Annotated in this window: 14 protein-coding genes and 2 tRNA genes; 11 read left to right on the top strand and 5 right to left on the bottom strand. The window is 47.5% G+C overall.

Annotated features, from left to right (window positions below; translation table 11 throughout):
• The first annotated feature begins 97 nt into the window (after positions 1-97).
• The gene (locus ACN0TF_RS04925; protein ID WP_417441004.1) at positions 98-1,621 is read left to right on the top strand and encodes a fumarate hydratase; all 1,524 of its coding nucleotides are present in this window, start codon (positions 98-100) and stop codon (positions 1,619-1,621) included.
• Entirely contained in the window at positions 1,621-2,964 is a 1,344-nt protein-coding gene (gene rmuC, locus ACN0TF_RS04920) for a DNA recombination protein RmuC (RefSeq protein ID WP_417441111.1), read from the top strand. The genes ACN0TF_RS04925 and rmuC overlap by 1 nt, the downstream gene beginning before the upstream one ends.
• A 25-nt stretch (positions 2,965-2,989) precedes the next feature.
• Here rmuC and cysZ read toward each other — a convergent pair whose 3' ends face one another.
• Positions 2,990-3,730, bottom strand: coding sequence for a sulfate transporter CysZ (gene cysZ, locus ACN0TF_RS04915; RefSeq protein ID WP_417441003.1), 741 nt, complete (start codon positions 3,728-3,730; stop codon positions 2,990-2,992).
• Positions 3,731-3,875: 145 nt separating this feature from the next.
• On the opposite strand from cysZ, the gene smc reads away from it, so the two are divergent.
• The 3 genes from smc to ligA are packed head-to-tail and all read left to right on the top strand — an operon-like array spanning position 3,876 to position 10,349.
• The gene (gene smc / locus ACN0TF_RS04910) at positions 3,876-7,334 is read left to right on the top strand and encodes a chromosome segregation protein SMC (RefSeq protein ID WP_417441002.1); all 3,459 of its coding nucleotides are present in this window, start codon (positions 3,876-3,878) and stop codon (positions 7,332-7,334) included.
• Between the two features lie 24 nt (positions 7,335-7,358).
• Positions 7,359-8,324, top strand: coding sequence for a cell division protein ZipA (gene zipA / locus ACN0TF_RS04905; protein ID WP_417441001.1), 966 nt, complete (start codon positions 7,359-7,361; stop codon positions 8,322-8,324).
• Positions 8,325-8,336: 12 nt separating this feature from the next.
• Positions 8,337-10,349: an NAD-dependent DNA ligase LigA gene (gene ligA, locus ACN0TF_RS04900; protein ID WP_417441000.1), complete on the top strand. Its 2,013-nt coding sequence runs from the start codon at positions 8,337-8,339 to the stop codon at positions 10,347-10,349.
• Here the strand turns inward: ligA and ACN0TF_RS04895 are convergent.
• From ACN0TF_RS04895 to gloB, 3 genes are read right to left on the bottom strand one after another with little or no spacing between them, the layout of a single operon-like run.
• Positions 10,346-10,852 carry a hypothetical protein gene (locus ACN0TF_RS04895; RefSeq protein ID WP_417440999.1) on the bottom strand — a complete coding sequence of 169 codons (507 nt, stop codon included), beginning with the start codon at positions 10,850-10,852 and terminating at the stop codon, positions 10,346-10,348. The genes ligA and ACN0TF_RS04895 overlap by 4 nt on opposite strands.
• 8 nt (positions 10,853-10,860) lie before the next feature.
• The gene (locus ACN0TF_RS04890) at positions 10,861-12,495 is read right to left on the bottom strand and encodes a LysM peptidoglycan-binding domain-containing protein (RefSeq protein WP_417440998.1); all 1,635 of its coding nucleotides are present in this window, start codon (positions 12,493-12,495) and stop codon (positions 10,861-10,863) included.
• A gap of 48 nt (positions 12,496-12,543) precedes the next feature.
• The gene (gene gloB / locus ACN0TF_RS04885) at positions 12,544-13,305 is read right to left on the bottom strand and encodes a hydroxyacylglutathione hydrolase (protein WP_417440997.1); all 762 of its coding nucleotides are present in this window, start codon (positions 13,303-13,305) and stop codon (positions 12,544-12,546) included.
• 74 nt (positions 13,306-13,379) lie between these two features.
• On the opposite strand from gloB, the gene ACN0TF_RS04880 reads away from it, so the two are divergent.
• The gene (locus ACN0TF_RS04880) at positions 13,380-14,150 is read left to right on the top strand and encodes a class I SAM-dependent methyltransferase (RefSeq protein ID WP_417440996.1); all 771 of its coding nucleotides are present in this window, start codon (positions 13,380-13,382) and stop codon (positions 14,148-14,150) included.
• Entirely contained in the window at positions 14,147-14,536 is a 390-nt protein-coding gene (locus ACN0TF_RS04875) for a rhodanese-like domain-containing protein (RefSeq protein WP_011234931.1), read from the top strand. Before ACN0TF_RS04880 ends, ACN0TF_RS04875 begins: the two co-directional genes overlap by 4 nt.
• Before the next feature lies 1 nt (position 14,537).
• Here ACN0TF_RS04875 and rnhA read toward each other — a convergent pair whose 3' ends face one another.
• On the bottom strand, positions 14,538-15,011 hold the full coding sequence (gene rnhA / locus ACN0TF_RS04870) for a ribonuclease HI (RefSeq protein ID WP_417440995.1): 474 nt from the start codon (positions 15,009-15,011) through the stop codon (positions 14,538-14,540).
• 51 nt (positions 15,012-15,062) lie between these two features.
• On the opposite strand from rnhA, the gene dnaQ reads away from it, so the two are divergent.
• From dnaQ to ACN0TF_RS04850, 4 genes are all read left to right on the top strand, one after another.
• Positions 15,063-15,770, top strand: coding sequence for a DNA polymerase III subunit epsilon (dnaQ, locus tag ACN0TF_RS04865; RefSeq protein WP_417440994.1), 708 nt, complete (start codon positions 15,063-15,065; stop codon positions 15,768-15,770).
• The gene (locus tag ACN0TF_RS04860; RefSeq protein WP_417440993.1) at positions 15,755-17,089 is read left to right on the top strand and encodes a TIGR03503 family protein; all 1,335 of its coding nucleotides are present in this window, start codon (positions 15,755-15,757) and stop codon (positions 17,087-17,089) included. The genes dnaQ and ACN0TF_RS04860 overlap by 16 nt, the downstream gene beginning before the upstream one ends.
• 140 nt (positions 17,090-17,229) lie before the next feature.
• Positions 17,230-17,306, top strand: a tRNA-Asp gene (locus ACN0TF_RS04855).
• A 26-nt stretch (positions 17,307-17,332) separates the two neighbouring features.
• Positions 17,333-17,409 (top strand) — tRNA-Asp (locus ACN0TF_RS04850).
• Positions 17,410-17,519 lie beyond the last annotated feature (110 nt).

Here is a 17,519-nt window from a genome sequence, read left to right as displayed (position 1 = left end):
ACTACCACAGCAAATAATCGCGGGTCAGTGGCACTGGTCAGTTGTTAGCGAAAACGCTATTATAGCGCCACGCAAAAGTTAACCAAGAGGCAGTTCCATGACCACCATTCGTCAGGCCGATTTTATTGACAGTATTGCCGATGCGTTGCAGTACATTTCTTATTATCACCCACTGGATTTTATTAAAGCACTGGACGAGGCATACCAGCGTGAAGAGAGCGAAGCGGCGAAAAACGCTATTGCTCAGGTGCTGACTAACTCGCGTATGTCGGCACAAGGGCACCGTCCAATTTGCCAGGACACCGGTATTGTGACCTGCTTTGTGAAAGTGGGCATGGGCGTGCAATGGGATAAAACCGACCTGACCGTTCAGCAAATGGTGGATGAAGGTACTCGCCGTGCTTATAACAACCCGGACAACCCCTTACGAGCATCTATTGTGGCTGACCCAGCGGGAGCTCGCAAAAACACCGGCGATAACACGCCAGCTGTGGTGCATATTGATATGGTGGCGGGCAATGAAATTGAAGTGATGATTGCTGCAAAAGGTGGTGGTTCTGAGAATAAATCGAAAATGGCGATGTTAAACCCCAGCGATTCGATTGCGGACTGGATTGTGGAAACCTTGCCAAAAATGGGCGCGGGCTGGTGTCCACCGGGTATGCTTGGAATCGGTATTGGTGGTACAGCGGAAAAGTCTGCGGTATTAGCAAAAGAATCTTTAATGGAGTCTGTCGATATCCATGAGCTTATTGAGCGCGGCCCGCAGAATGCCGAAGAAGAGCTGCGTTTAGAAATTTTCAACCGCGTTAACGCATTGGGCATTGGTGCACAAGGCTTAGGCGGCCTGACAACAGTGCTGGATGTGAAAATTAAGTCACTACCAACCCACGCGGCCTCTAAGCCTGTCACTTTAATTCCGAATTGTGCAGCCACTCGTCACGTGCACTTTACTTTAGACGGCAGCGGTGCGGCAGATTTAACTCCGCCGAAATTGGAAGACTGGCCGGATGTGACTTTTGAGCTGGGTGATGATGCCCGCCGTGTGAACCTGGATGAAGTGACCAAAGAAGACATTCAGGACTGGAAAATGGGTGAAACCGTGCTCTTGTCCGGTAAGTTGCTGACTGGTCGTGATGCGGCACACAAACGCATTAAAGGTATGCTGGATAACGGTGAAGAGCTGCCAGTTGATTTCAACAACCGCTTTATTTACTACGTAGGGCCGGTTGATCCTGTGGGTGATGAGGTTGTTGGTCCGGCAGGTCCTACAACCTCTACGCGTATGGATAAATTCACTGACCAAATGTTGGAGGAAGCCGGTATTATTGGCATGGTCGGTAAAGCAGAGCGTGGCCCCGAAGCTGTGGAGAGTATTCGTAAGCACAAAGCCGTTTACCTGATGGCTGTTGGCGGCGCTGCCTATCTGGTAGCTAAAGCCATCAAAAAGTCCCGTGTGGTGGCTTTTGAAGACTTGGGTATGGAAGCCATATACGAATTTGAAGTGGAAGACATGCCGGTCACTGTGGCTGTGGATAGCGACGGTCAAAACGCGCATACTCAAGGCCCTGCAATTTGGAAAGCGAAAATTGCTGACCTCAATGAAAAATTAGGAGCTTAATTATGTCGCTGGCACTGTGGCAATGGATGGCAATAATTGGAGTGCCGGTTGTGACTGTAATTGCGGCGTTGTTGTTGCTTTGGCAACAGCAGCGCCGTTTGCGTTTACAGGCAGAACAACAAAATGCGGCACTGGAGCAAGACGCGGACATTCTTCGTGAGCGCGTCGATGAACTTCAGCTCGAAGTCTATGAAAAAGACAGCCGTCTGCGTGAAACTCTGGCTAGATCTGAGCATGAGCAGAAAACCGCAGAAGAAAAGCTGAACCTACTGAAGGTTAGCGAAGAACGGCTGACCCAGCAGTTTGAAAATTTAGCCAACCGTATTTTTGATGAGAAGTCCAAAGGGCTGCAGCAACATCATCAGCAGTCTTTGCAGGCAACATTAGAGCCTTTCAAACAGCAAATTGATGCGTTTAAAAAGCAAATCACCCAGCAATACACGGATGAAACCAAAGAGCGTTCTGCCTTAAAAAATGAAGTGATGTCGCTTAAGGACCTGAACCGCCAAATGGCGTCTGAAGCTGAGGCATTAACCCGGGCATTAAAAGGCGACACCAAGCAACAGGGCAACTGGGGCGAAGTGGTACTGGAGCGTATTCTGGAGCAGTCCGGGTTACGTGAAGGGCACGAGTATCAGACACAGGAGCATCACCGCGATGAAGACGGTAAGTCGTTCAAGCCGGATGTGATTGTGCATTTGCCGAATAAAAAAGACGTGATTATCGACTCGAAAGTCAGCTTGTCGGCCTACGAGCGGTACTTCAACTCTGATGACGATACAGAACGTGAACGGGCGTTAAATGAGCACGTTCAGTCGCTGAAGCAACACATAAAACAGTTGGGTAAAAAGAGCTACCATCAACTGGAAGGGTTGCGTACGCTGGATTATGTATTGATGTTTATTCCGATTGAGCCGGCATTTTTGCTGGCTGTTGATCGTGACCCGGAGCTTATCCGGCTGGCGCTGGACAACCAAATTATGCTGGTAAGCCCGACTAACCTACTGGTTGCGCTGCGCACGGTGCATAACATCTGGCAGTATGAGTATCAGAATCAGAACGCCGAGAAAATAGCGACCGATGCGGCACGTTTGTACGACAAGTTTGTGGGCTTTGTGGAAGACTTAGAAAAAATTGGTAACGGCTTACAAACTCTGGATAACCGTTATCAGGAAGCCATGAAGAAGCTGAGTACGGGGCGCGGAAACCTCATTGGACGGGTCGATAAATTCCGTCAGATGGGTGTGCAAACCAATAAGCGGTTAAATCCGGATTACCTCGACTCCGACGAAACAGGTCAGGAAGGCATTGAATCTGACGGTGTAGATAAGAAAAACGACTGAGCCCAGGCTCAGTCGTTTGCTTTTATCAACTTAATGCGCTGCGACGATAATGATCAACCCACAGTGAGGTTGCTCCACAAACCGCCAGCGGCATAATAATCAGGTTAATCAGCGGTATCATAGTCAGCACAGTTACCCCGAATCCAAACCCTAACGTTTTACTGCGTTGTCGGTGCAATTCAGAACGCATACGCGGAAACGACAGTTTATGATTGTCGAATGGGTAATCTAAGTATTGTATCGACATCATCCAGCAGACAAAGATATACCAAAGCACCTGCCCAATAACCGGAATAACCAGCGACAGCAAAAAGAAACCGAGCGCCCGTGGAATGTAGTACATGAGTTTTTGCATTTCGCGTTTTAGCGTACGTGGAATATCTTTAAACAGGCCTAAGAAACCTTCGTCGCCTAAGCTCTCGCCGCTTTCATAGCGTTCCACTTTTTCCGCCAGAAGCCCGTTAAAAGGGGCTGCAATTAAATGCATGATGGTACTAAAAATAAACGAGAAGAGCGCAATAATGGTAATAACCGCCAATGGCCATAAAATAAACTCCAGCCATTGAAAGAAGTCGGGCAGCCAGCTCATAAAGCGGTTCAGCCAATAGTCGACTTCGCCATACAGCCAACTGAAAGCAAGCGAGAACAGGATAAGGTTGGTCAGAATAGGCACCAAAACATAGCGGCGCAGACCTTTGGTTCGAATAAGTTGTAAACCGCGTCCTATGTAAGCTAATCCCGAGTTGCTGTAGGCTGCTTTTTGCATGAAAACTCCAGAGGTTTTAATTTGCTTAGTATAATAAGGCAATACAATGGCAATGTGCGGGCTAAATTGTTACAAATGGCTACCGGATCTGCTAGAGTCTTGTGATAATAAACCGTCGTATTAAATTGATAATAAAAACAACTGAATGCGCCTAAAACACATCAAATTAGTTGGCTTCAAATCCTTTGTGGATCCAACCAAAGTTCCCTTTCCTGACCAAATGACCTGTGTCGTCGGTCCGAACGGCTGTGGCAAATCCAATGTGATTGATGCCGTGCGCTGGGTGCTGGGCGAAAGTTCAGCAAAAAACCTGCGTGGCGATGCCATGAGCGACGTGATTTTTAATGGCTCCAGCGCCCGTAAACCGGTTTCTCAGGCCAGTGTTGAACTGGTCTTTGATAACAGTTCGGGGCGCATTCAGGGCGAGTACGCGGCATTCAATGAAATTTCTGTTAAGCGCCTGGTGACCCGTGACGGCCAGTCTACTTACTTTTTGAACGGCAGTCGTTGTCGTCGCCGTGATATTACCGATTTATTTCTGGGAACCGGGCTGGGTCCGCGCAGTTACGCCATCATTGAGCAGGGCATGATTTCTCGGCTGATTGAATCACGTCCGCAGGAATTGCGTGTTTTTATTGAAGAAGCCGCAGGCATTTCAAAATACAAAGAACGCCGCAAAGAAACTGAAAACCGGATGCTGCATACGCGCGAGAACCTTGAGCGCTTGAGTGACGTTCGCGAAGAGCTGGGTCAACAGTTGGAGAAGCTGGAGCGTCAGGCCGCGGCTGCCATCCGTTACAAGGAATTAAAAGCTAGTGAGCGTAAATTTAAAGGTGAACTGCAAGCTCTGCGTTGGCTGAAACTGGATAATCAACGACAGCAGTTGCAGGCGCAATACGCCGAACAGCAAACCGAGCTTGAGCGTTGGCAGGCACAGCAAAGTGGTGATGAACGGGGCGCTATTGAACTGAAAGAGCAGGCTGAAGAAGCGCGCGACAGAGTAGAGCTGTCGCAGGAACAAATGTTTTCAGTGGGCAATGAAATTACCCGTATTGAGCAAACTCTGAAACATCAGCAAGAACTAAAAGAGCAGCGCAGCCAGCGGCAACAGCAGTTAAATGAAGAAATAGAACAGCTTAATGAGCAGTTGGCGGATGATCGCTTGCAAAGAGAACAACTGGAAGAACAGCAGCTGATGCTGGAGCCTCAGCTGGAGCAGGTTGAGGAACAGCTGGAAAGCGTGGCTGAACAGTCTCAGCAAGCTAATGAGAAATGGCGTCAGTGGCAGCAACAACAACGACAGCAGCAACAGCAGCAACGCGATGTCGAAAAACAGCAACAGCAGGCGCAACTTAAACTGCAGGAGCTGAAACAGAGCCAACAGTATGCGTTGCAACAAGTGGAGCAATTTCACAGCCAGCAACAAGAGTTGCAGCAACAGGAACACGCATTATCTGTTGACGAGAACGAACAGGCTCTGGTGGAGTTAAAACGTCAGCTGGAGCAGGAAGAAATTCAGTATCAGCACAGTAAGCAGCAACTGCAGGCTTTGCAGCAAGCATTTAAAGATCAGCAGCAACAGCACCGACAGAATCAGCAGCAACAAGATAAAGCTCAGGCTCAGTTAACCGCCATTGAGCAACTGTTGGAAGGGAAGCAAAATAACGACAGCCGCAGTGAACAATGGTTACAGGAAAACTATCCAGACAGCTTGAAGGTAAGGGAATTACTGCAGGCTGAAAGTGGCTGGGAAATGGCAGTTGAACAGTTGGCTTACGACTGGTTGGATGCCGTGGTTCTGGAACAAGCTCCGGAAGAGCTGGAAGCGGTTTCTGGGGTAAAGTTGGTGTGGCCTGTGAGTGGGCAAGAGCCTGAAAGCTGGTCTCTGGCCAGTAAAGTCAATGGTCCGCTACGTTATTGGGCTCCGTTGCAGCAGTGTCTGGCGATTGAGCAGGATATTAACGCGGAGCTGGAATTAAAACAAAGCAACGCCAGTTTTGCTGTATCGAAAGCCGGCAACTGGTATTGGCAGGACGGTTTTATCGCGGCTCGAGTTGACGAGGATAACAGTGTTCTTCATCTGCAGACACAGCGCCAAAACTTACTAGAACAACTGCAAGTGCTGGCTTCCAGGTTGTCTGAAAGTGAAGCGCAGCTGGAGCAAACTCAGACACAGGTTGAACAGGCGCAAGAGCAGCTAGAGCAGGTTCAGCAGCAAGTCCAGAAGATTCGTAACGAGCAGGGTAAAGTTGAAGAGCGGCTGCAGTGGAACTTACAGCAGGCCGAGCAAATACAACAGCAGTTAACGAGCCTGCAAGATAAGCAGCAAGAGCAACGACTGCATGCGGAAAATGCGGCTGAGCAGCAACAGCAAATTGAAATGCAGTTGGAAGAGTTTGAACTGTTACTGGAGCAAACGGAGCTGGTGGATGAAGACTACGGTGAACAACTGGAGTCTCAAGTTCGTGTCGAAGATGAACAACTACAGCAACTGCGCAGCCAACAGCAACAGATGACAATGCAACAGCAGAATTTACAGGCTCAGGCCGCACAGTTGCAGAAATTACTGCAACGCAGTGAACAACGCTACCAGCAACTTTTGCAGGAACGAAGTGAGCAGCAGACTGCCGACACGGATGAAAATGAAAGTGCACTCGATGAACAGTTAACCGAGCTGCTGGATAAGCGTGGTGAAGTTGCGGAACAATTGCAGGAGCAACGCCAGCAATTGTCGCGGTTAGAGTACGACTTGCAGCAGATAACTCAAGGACAATCTGCAATTCAGGTTAAAATAAGCCAGGCCAAAGAGGCAATGCAGAGTACTGAAATTGAGCAGGTTAAATTGCAGGAACGTAGTCAGGCTGTCCTGGAAACTTTGGCTGAAACAGGCCTTACATTGAAAAATATACTGGAAGAACTCTCTTCTGACGCGGATGAAAAGCAGTGGCAGCAAGAGCTGGAGTCAATACAAAATAAAATAAAACGCTTAGGGGCGATTAACCTGGCGGCAATTGATGAAGCCAAAGCGCAAAGAGAACGTAAACAGTACCTCGACCAGCAAGTGGATGATCTATCATCGGCGCTAGACACTTTAGAAGCGGCGATTCGTAAGATTGATAAGGAAACGCGACATCGGTTTAAAACCACTTTTGATGCGATAAACCATGATTTACAAATTCTGTTTCCGAAAGTTTTTGGTGGTGGCAGTGCCACGCTCGAACTTACCGATGATGACTTATTGGAAACCGGGGTTACCATCATGGCAAGACCACCGGGCAAGAAAAACAGTACAATTCATTTGCTTAGCGGTGGAGAAAAGGCACTGACCGCATTATCATTGGTATTCGCGATATTTCGCTTGAATCCGGCACCTTTTTGCCTGTTAGATGAGGTTGATGCGCCATTAGATGATGCCAACGTAGGACGTTTCTGCCGTCTGGTGAGTGAAATGTCGGAATCGGTGCAATTTATTTATATCAGTCACAATAAAGTGGCAATGGAAATGGCTACCCATCTGGCAGGGGTAACAATGCAGGAAGCGGGCGTTTCGAGATTGGTAGCGGTTGATGTTGAACAGGCTGTGGCGATGACAGACGCCGGATAACAAAATAAGCTTGATGGAGCAAAAATGGGCAGTTTACAAATAACCCTCAGTATTCTTGGGATCCTGGCAATCGCAGGTATTGTTGCGCATGGCGTATGGAAGATACGTAAAGGTAACCAGCAACAACGGCAGCGTGAACAACGGGTTGCAGAGAATCGTCAGCAGCAATCGTCCGGTTTTGATGACGACGGCATTGGCGAAGTTCGGACTTTAAAGAAAGAGAGTTCAGATGACGGCTACAACCATGACCAAGCCGTTGAGCCAAAAGCAAAAACATCGTCGCACAGTAATGTGAGAACACAGGACAATGATGCCGACGCTGTTGAGCAAATGTCTATGGACCTTAGCAATGACGATGATATGTCTGACTCATTACCGTCTATGCGAGTTAGTAACGATGAAACGGTTGAAGTAGAGCAAACAGAGCTTAAGTTTGATGGGGATGTTCCTTCAGAGCCGGATGACTCTTATAAAAGTGCCGCCGAACAGAGCTCTTTGCAAGAGTCGGAGCAGGAGCTTGAGCAAGAACCTGAACCTGAAGTCAGTGCAGATACGACCGATGATTTTGAATCAGCTCCGGAAGAAGTTATTGCGTTACATGTTAAAGGGCCGGTACAGGGCGCAGTATTATTGCAAATGATGACCGAGCTGGGCTGTAAATTTGGGGAACTGGGTATTTTCCACCGCTATGAAAACACCGCAGGCACCGGACCAATGATTTTTAGTGTCGCCAACATGTTCAACCCCGGGACGTTTGACCTGGATAACATGGAAAACTTTGAAACCGACGGCGTGGCTTTCTTTATGGCCTTACCCATGAAATTTGACGGTCAGCAGGCCTTTAATATGATGTTGAATGCGGCTAAAAAACTCGCTACCGAAATTCCTCAGGGGCAGGTTCTGGATGGCCAGCGTCAATTATTGACCCGCCAGTCTATTCACGAAGCACGACAGCGTATTCGTGAATTTGAACGTAAACACTCAGCTTAATTACAGGTCACTATGAATCAGTCTGTTCACCAGCGCATGCAAGAGCTGGAGCAATTACTTAATCGTTACAACCAGGAATATTATGAGAATGACGAACCGTCAGTGCCGGACGCTGAATATGATCGTCTTTTTCGGGAACTGAAAACTCTGGAAACTGAACACCCGGATTTAAAAAGTGCCCAGTCTCCAACTATGAAAGTGGGGGGTAAACCCTTAGGTCAGTTTAGAAGTGTTCAACATGAAGTTCCGATGTTGTCACTGGATAACGCTTTTTCTGTCGATGAGTTTGAAGCTTTTAGCAAGCGCGTAGCACAGCGGCTGGATACCAACCAAACCGTGACTTTCTGCTGTGAGCCTAAGCTTGATGGTGTTGCGGTCAGTTTACTCTATGAAAATGGCCTGTTAGTGCGTGGCGCAACCCGTGGCGATGGACAAAGCGGTGAAGATATTACCGAGAACGTTAAGACCATACGCAATGTCCCCTTAAAGCTCTCTGGTAACGTCCCAGAACGACTGGAAGTACGGGGTGAAGTGGTTATGCCTCTGGGGGCTTTTGAGCGCTTTAATGAGCAAGCCCGGCGGCGCGAAGAAAAGGTCTTTGCTAATCCCCGTAACGCAGCAGCAGGCAGTTTACGTCAGTTAGACTCCAGAATTACCGCAAAACGTCCTTTGCACTTTTATGCATACAGTCTCGGGTTAATATCAGAAACCACACAACTTCCCGACAGTCATCACCAGCGCTTGCTGCAGCTGAAAGACTGGGGACTGCCAGTGAATATTGAAATAAAAACTGTAGACTCTGTGCAGGGCTGTGACGACTACTACGAAGCTATTTTGGCCCGCCGGGATACCTTAAATTACGATATTGATGGCGTAGTTTTTAAAGTGGATTCTATTCGCTTGCAACAAGACTTAGGCTTTGTCGCACGTGCGCCGCGCTGGGCTATTGCACGTAAGTTTCCCGCGCAGGAACAACTGACGACCATTACCGGAGTTGACTTTCAGGTTGGCCGTACTGGCGCGATAACGCCCGTAGCGCGCTTAGAGCCCGTTAATGTGGGCGGCGTTACAGTATCTAATGCGACTTTACATAATGCGGATGAAATTGAACGACTGGGCGTGCGTGTTGGCGACTGTGTCAGTATTCGCCGCGCAGGCGATGTTATTCCGCAAGTGGTCAGCGTCATAAAAGAGAAACGTCCTGATAACACTGAGGCAATTGAATTTCCTCAACATTGCCCAATTTGTGAATCCGAAATTGAACGCGTTGAAGGCGAAGCCGTTGCCCGCTGTACCGGTGGTTTATACTGCGCGGCTCAGCGAAAGGAAGCGATTAAACACTTTGCTTCCCGCAAAGCCATGGATATTGACGGGCTAGGCGATAAAATTGTCGAGCAACTGGTGGAGCGGGACTGGATAAAATCACCGGCCGATCTTTATCGTCTGTCCAAAGCTGAATTAGCAACTTTGCCGCGAATGGGCGCTAAGTCTGCTGAAAATCTACGAAATGCTATTAAAGCGACGCAGGAAGCAACCTTAGCCCGCTTTATTTATGCATTAGGTATTCGGGAAGTAGGGGAAGCGACGGCAAACGCGCTGGCGAATCATTTCAAAAACCTGGATGCTTTAATTGCCGCTGAAAGTGAACAGCTACAGGAAGTTCCGGATGTTGGTGCTGTTGTCGCTAAGCATATTGTGGCTTTTTTCCATGAGACCCATAACCAACAAGTGGTAGCGGAATTGCGTGAGTTTATTTCCTGGCCAGAGGGTGACGAGGCAAGCTCTGTGCAAAGTGACCGCTTATCGGGCAATACCTATGTTATTACCGGTACCTTGTCGACCATGACTCGTGACGAGGCTAAGTCTGCTTTAGAAGCTTTAGGGGCAAAAGTAGCTTCCAGTGTTTCTAAAAAGACAACCGCGCTGGTTGCCGGGGAAAATGCCGGCTCAAAACTGACCAAAGCCCAGTCCCTTGGGCTCGATATATTAGATGAAAATGCGTTAGCTGAGCTGCTCAGCGACTAACGTCCTTTTGCGCTCAGGTCTTTCAGCAGGCCTGAGCCATTGATATCGACAATGCCTTTTTCTTCGTCAAACTCAAACCGGATAGTCGGGTGAGTGGTTTCCAACAGAAAACTGCGATCATCGATTTGTACACGCAAGTGCTTTAAGGGCTCATCTTCGTCAAACTCTTGGCGATGATTAATGCTGACTTTATGGTCCCCAATATTGAGCTCGAAACCTTTGAAAAAACCGTTAGCAAATTCTGCTACGTAAACCTGCCCTTGCTTATTTACAAACAGATTAAGAATGTAATTTGGCGGCATTTCGGACGTACGCATTTGCGACTTTCCGGCAGTAAAAATAATGGTGTCATAAACCTTTTTATACTCAAAACCAAAGGTTAAAGGTTCCGTACGGCCTGACGGGTAGATAACTTTACCACTACCTTCGGCTTTCCAGTCGGCTAAAGTTTGAGCGCTAAATAGCAGCGCTGCAAAGACAAAAAAGTACTTTACGTTGTTCATAGGTTGCCTCAACTACTCACCTCGGTGACATCGACTTTTAACTTAAGCATTTGTCCGGGTTGTAGATAACGATTGCGTTGAATGTTATTCCATTGCTCAATTTGGCGAATGGTGACATTAAATTTATCAGCAATCCTGGCTAATGAGTCACCGCTACGCACACGGTAGCTGATATTACGCATAATACTGTTAATACTGCTTTGTACCGTTGACGATGGCTTGGCTTCCGTCCAAACCACTAACTCTTGTCCAGGTCTTAAATAATCGCCCGGAGCCATTGAGTTCCAGCGAGCCAAATCACGAAGGTTTACCTGATAGGCGCGACTGAGATCCCAGAGCGTATCGCCAGACTGAACGACGTGTTCAATACGTTTACCTGAACGTTTCTGATCTTGACGGTCTTCACGGCGCTGATCTTGCGATAATGTGTAATTGTCGATATCGAGTGTGGCAACTGGCACTAACAAATGATCGCCTGCGCGGATGATATCACTGCTGATGTCATTAACCTGCTGTATCACGTCAACAGAGGTATTGTATTTTTTGGAAATAACGAGCAGGCTCTCACCCGATTTAACCTCGTGGCGGGTCCAGCTCAGCCAGTCTTTTGGCTCTGTTTTATCCAAAGCCTGTTTAAATTTATCCGCATTTTGATTAGGCAGAAGTAAACGGTGAGGGCCGTTCGGCGCCGTTGCCCAGCGGTTATAACCAGAGTTGTACTGGTGCAGTAAATCCAATGGCATGTCAGCCATGTCGGCGGCTAATGCCAGATCAATTTGTGCTGGTGTCTCAACAACCTCAAGCTTTGGCTGATTTTCGATCGGGTACCATGCCACACCATACTCTTCACTGTTAGCTAATATTTCTGCTAAAGCTAATAACTTGGGCACGTATGCACGAGTTTCGCGAGGTAGCGACAAATTCCAGAAGTCAGTTGGTTTGTTCAGACGCTCATTTTTGCGAATTGCAGCGGCAACTCGGCCTTCACCTGAATTATAGGCTGCTAGTGCGTGCATCCAGTCACCGTCAAAGTAACGATGAAGCGCCTGCAAATAATCGAGTGCAGCGTGTGTTGCGGCAAAAACATCGCGACGACCATCGTACCACCAGTTGATATCCAGACCATATTGACGCGCGGTACCCGGAATAAACTGCCAGACACCGGAGGCACTGCCGTGCGAATAGGCAAAGGGGTCAAAGGCACTTTCCACTATCGGTAATAAGGCCAGGTCAACTGGCATATTACGCTTTTCCAGCTCTTCAACAATAAGATGAAGATAAGGTTCGGCGCGCTTAGCAACACGGTCTAAATACTCCGGATGACTGGCATACCAATTGCGCTGGCTTTGTACTCTGGGGACATCGGGCACATTGAAGCTGAGTTGCTGACGAATGCGTACCCATAAATCATCCTGCTGCTGCGGAGTCAGTTCTACAGGCTTACTGATCTGGATTTCTTCTTCGGCGTGTTGAGTGATCACTTCTTCCGGAATAACCGTCAGTTTGAGCTCAGCGGGTTCGTTCTTTGTGTTTACCGGATCATTATGACTAAACAGCGTTGTGCTCTGGCAGCCACTCAATGCCAGGCCACTGGCCACCATACAATACTTTAACCATGCGTTCTTTCGCTTGCTGTTTATCATGCGCAATTTACTTCCGATAATTATTAAAATCTTGAGGAGTTTAAAGAATCACGCATTATCTTTCCACTGCCTAATTGTATAAAAAACATCCTCAGGGCTATTTTTTACACTTCCGGCATGCTTATTTGCTGCTGCAATAACACTTTTTTGGTCAAACCGGAGAAAGGGATTAATGGCTAACTCCAGTTGCAGCGTGCTTGGCAGAGTGATCTGCTGTTGTTCACGTAACATTCTGACCTTTTCAGCGTAACTTTGCAGCACAGCGTTCTCTGGCTCAACTTTTAATGCGAAATTTACATTTGCCTGAGTATATTCGTGGGCACAAAAGACCCGAGTTTCGCCCGGCAGCTTACGCAGCTTTAGCAAGGACTGCGTAAATTGTTCCGGTGTGCCTTCAAACATACGGCCACAACCACCGGAAAAAAGCGTGTCACCGCAAAATAAAAAGCCGGGAGTATAAAAGCTGATGTGATCCAGTGTGTGCCCCGGAGTGGTTAATACCTGCCACTGAATCCCTCCAACGGTCAGCTCATCTCCTTCTGCAACTGTTCGGGTGAGCGTTTTTATATCAGGGTTTTCCGGGCCTATAACCGGACACGGGGTTTGTTCCAGCAATTCAGCTATGCCACCAGTGTGGTCGTAATGGTGGTGAGTGACTAAAATAGTCTCAATACTTTTATTATTTTGTTCCAGCCATTGTTGAACGGGTTTGGCTTCGCCGGGGTCTACAATAATAACTTTGTCATTATTATTGGTTTCAATTGCCCATATGTAATTGTCGTCAAAAGCTTCAATAGCGTGCACTCGCATGTTAACCCCTATAACGCTAGGATGAGAAACCCAGCGAGTAAGTTGAAGATAAGTTCATAATACAGGAATTAGCCGTGTTAATTAAACCAGCATATTCGAAAATTGATTTAGCGGCACCCGGGAACTGGCAGCAAATGGCCTGCGGGCACTACATGATGGAGCAGACGGCTGATTTAATTCGCGCTCATCAGCGACGACTAAAGCCGGGGAAAACCGTGGCTATAGGCTCTTTGGGTCCGGGGCTTAATGAGTGCCTTAAAAATGGGGCTCAGTGGTTGACTGTCGGTACAGGCAGTGACGTAGCGGTTCGCAGCAAATTAACAGCGTTGGCTTTAAAGGAAGACAGTGTCGATAACCTAATTGCTCCTTTTGTCCTTGAATTTTGTCGGCATCCGCACCAGCTACTTAGAGAGGCAACGCGAGTCCTGGACGATGATGGTGTATTAATACTTACAGGGTTCAACCCCTACAGTCCGGCGGTGGCCAGTGGCTTTTTCATTCGCCATAAAAAGAGTTTCCCATGGTGTGGGAGGTACTTTACACCAGTAAGAGTTAAAGACTGGCTGGAATTGTTGGGGTTCGAAATCCTGGAGTCTGAATTTTACGTTTCGAATTTTCTGCATCATAGCGAGCATCGGGGAAGTGACTGGTCAACGAAGCTGAGTAACCTGATACCGGGGCTGCGCGCCGCTTATTTCATAGTGGCACGCAAGCAAACTCTGATTAACAGATTAAAACCGTCGGCTCAAAGAAAGCAGCTTGCGGTTAACGGAAGGCAGGCAGCAACAGCAATGACGACGAAACAGTTTTCAAAGTCTAATAAACAAATAAGAGGTAAATTATGATTACAGCACAAGAATTATGTGGAAAAGCGAAATCGAACGTCAAAGAAGTGAACACCGAAGAACTGCAAAAAGCTATAGAGCAGGGTGCGCGCGTTATTGATGTAAGAGAACCGGCTGAATATGGTCAGGGGCACATTCGTCAAGCAGTGAATATGCCACGCGGTGTATTGGAAATGCAGTTAAACCAGCATCCTGACGTGGCCGGATATGACAACGCGCTGGAGCGCATCGCCGAAAAGCCCTTGTATCTTATTTGCCGAACCGGTGGTCGTTCAGCTCTGGCCGCAGAAAGCCTGCAACGCATGGGGCTGGATAATGTCTATAGCGTAGATGGCGGCATGAGTGCGTGGCAGGAGAATAAACTGCCGGTAGTTGCTGGCGAGTAATTTACTCGCCCCCAAACCCTTTATCTTCAAGCATAGGCTCGCGCGTTGCGGCGTCGCGGGCCAGTTCATCACAACGCTCATTCTGTTTATGCCCTGAATGGCCTTTTATCCATTTCCATTCAACTTTATGGCGTTTAACTTCTTCGTCCAGTTGTTGCCATAAATCTTTATTTTTAACAGCTTTACGAGCCGATGTGCGCCAGCCGTTTTGCTTCCAGCGATGCATCCACTGCTCGACACCTTGCTTCACATATTGGCTGTCGGTAGTCAGAATGACATGACAGGGGCGTTTCAATTCGCGCAGGCCAGCGATAGTAGCCAACATCTCCATGCGGTTATTGGTGGTCAGACGATAACCCTGGCTTAATTCTTTGTGATGTTTCCCGTATTCCAGTACGGCGCCATAGCCACCCGGGCCCGGGTTCCCCAGGCAAGAACCATCAGTATATAAATGAACAGTTTTTGAGTTCGACATGTTACTTGCTACTATATCCCTTGTTTCCAGCGAGTATATCAGGATTTCAGCATGCGTCAGGTCGTATTAGATACAGAAACTACCGGAATTGACCCCGCAAAGGGGCATAGAATTATTGAAATAGGCTGTGTGGAGCTTATTAATCGCAAATTAACCGGTAATCATTTCCATGTTTACATTAATCCGGAGCGGGTGGTCGAGCAGGAAGCGATTGAAGTTCACGGTATAACCAATGACTTTTTAACCGACAAACCCGTATTCGCTCAGGTGGTTCACGATTTCATTGAATTTATTAAAGGATCTCAGTTAGTTATTCATAATGCGCCATTTGACGTGGGTTTTATGGATGCTGAATTTAGTCGTATTCGCCCGGCTGTTGGTCTGACCAATGATTTTTGTTCGGTACTTGATACCTTGCAGCTTGCCCGTGAAATGCGGCCAGGGCAAAGAAACAGTCTGGATGCATTATGCCGCGCCTATGACGTTGATAACTCAGCACGTGAACTGCACGGCGCCTTGCTGGATGCCGAGATTCTTGCTGATGTTTATTTGATGATGACCGGCGGGCAAACGGCATTAAACCTGGCCAGCCACGGAAAAGATAACCAAGGCGGCTCACAAAAAGTAGAACATCAACGAGTCACCAATCGTCCTGCATTAAAGGTTTTACGGGCAACGGCCGATGAAGAAGCATTACATCAGGAGCGTTTGGCGCGAGTCAAAGAAGAAGGTGGACATTGTCTGTGGCAAGACTCTTAGCAGTATTATTGATTTTAATAGGTAGCTCATCAGCCTACGCGGTACAGAGTTTTAGCACAGTTGACTCTGACTCGAAAGAGGAAGTTGAAAAGCGTGCTATGAGCCTTATTGAAGGCGATCTTACTAATAAATTGCCAATTAAAGGGCAAAGCTTTCGTATAGATGAGAACGTCGAAGAAATTACTCTGTTGTTTTTTCGCGAACCGGGCAGTAAGCCTTTGGTTCTCATCAAGCCTGACGGAAGTAAATGGTACGACGCCCGCTATCCGGCAGAAAAAGTAACCTGGTACACTGACCCTAATTTTGACATTATCCGGATAAAAGAGCCTCAACCGGGGCCCTGGCAGGCTGCCGGGCGTATTGATGAGGAAAATAAAGCTTTAGTCATTTCTGATATTCGCTTTGAAGCCGAACCTTTACCCAGTCCATTATTTCAGTACGAAGAGCTGAAAGTGGAAGGGAAACTCTATAATGGCGATGAAGTCGTTAAAACATCACGTTTTCGTCAGACTGTGCTATTGGATGTCCTGTTTATCAGTACTAATAACTCGGACTTTGATAACTTTGGTTCGAATCCGTCACGTATAGCGCAATTTGAAGATGACGGCCGTGGTCATGATGAGAGAGCGGGCGACGGTATATTTACCGGTTTCTTTAATTTGGATGTGGTACCAGGTGAGTGGATGGCCACATATGAAATGACCACGCCTTTGTACCAACGAGTGTTTGAATCCGGTCCTGTTGTGGTTGAGCCGTTACCGGTTGAATTTGACGTTATTCAGTCAGAGTCTGTGGACGATAATCACCAGTTTGTTATTCGTGTTGATGAAGACTGGATAGATCCGCAGAGCCTGGTGATTAATGGTGAAACCAGCTTTCCGAACGGAGAAGTTCGGAAATTTACGGTTAGCCAGATAGAGAGTTTTCCGCACCGTGTCGACATTGCAAACCTGGCTTTTGGTAAACACCTTATAGATTTAGATATTTTTGCCACCAGTGTGGGGGGGCGTGAATTTGAAGCCCGAATTGATGACTTTAGTTTTATTGCAAAGGAACCGCCTCCACCTGAACCGACAGCCGCAGAGTTGGCTGAACGGCAGCAAATAGAGCTTGAGCGTCAACGTGAACAGGCAAGGCAGGAGCGTGAGGCTAAGCAAAAACAGGCGATGACTAATCTGATCATTATTGTTGTTGTTAACATTATTCTCATTGCGTTAGCTTTAGTCGGGCTTTGGTGGTTTAAGTTTCGTCGGAAAAAAGTTGCGGTTGAGAGCGATGAAGCGATAGCTGAAAAACCAGAGAAAAGTAGTAAAAATTGACCTTTGTGGTTAAAAAAGCGCAGATCTGAATATAAATCAGACAGTCGGTTAAAATCTTTAAAAAAAGTGTTGACTCATTTGCCCCTCACTCGTAATATGCACGCCGCGTTGAGGGAGACTTCAAAGCAAAGTACTAATGCGGAGTGGTAGTTCAGTTGGTTAGAATGCCGGCCTGTCACGCCGGAGGTCGCGGGTTCGAGTCCCGTCCACTCCGCCATTTAGTACACCCCAAAGAATTTTTGCGGAGTGGTAGTTCAGTTGGTTAGAATGCCGGCCTGTCACGCCGGAGGTCGCGGGTTCGAGTCCCGTCCACTCCGCCATTATTCCCTTTCTTAGTAATTAGTAATATCCCCCTGTAAAACTCAAATTAATTTATCTTTTTTATTTTTTTCGTCTGTTTTATTTTTCACCTGTCTTAAGTTTTACCCCG

The organism is Idiomarina sp., assembly GCF_048265525.1.
Classification (GTDB): Bacteria; Pseudomonadota; Gammaproteobacteria; order Enterobacterales; family Alteromonadaceae; genus Idiomarina.
Note: the sequence above shows the minus strand (reverse complement) of the source record. Positions and strands in the feature narration are given on the sequence as shown.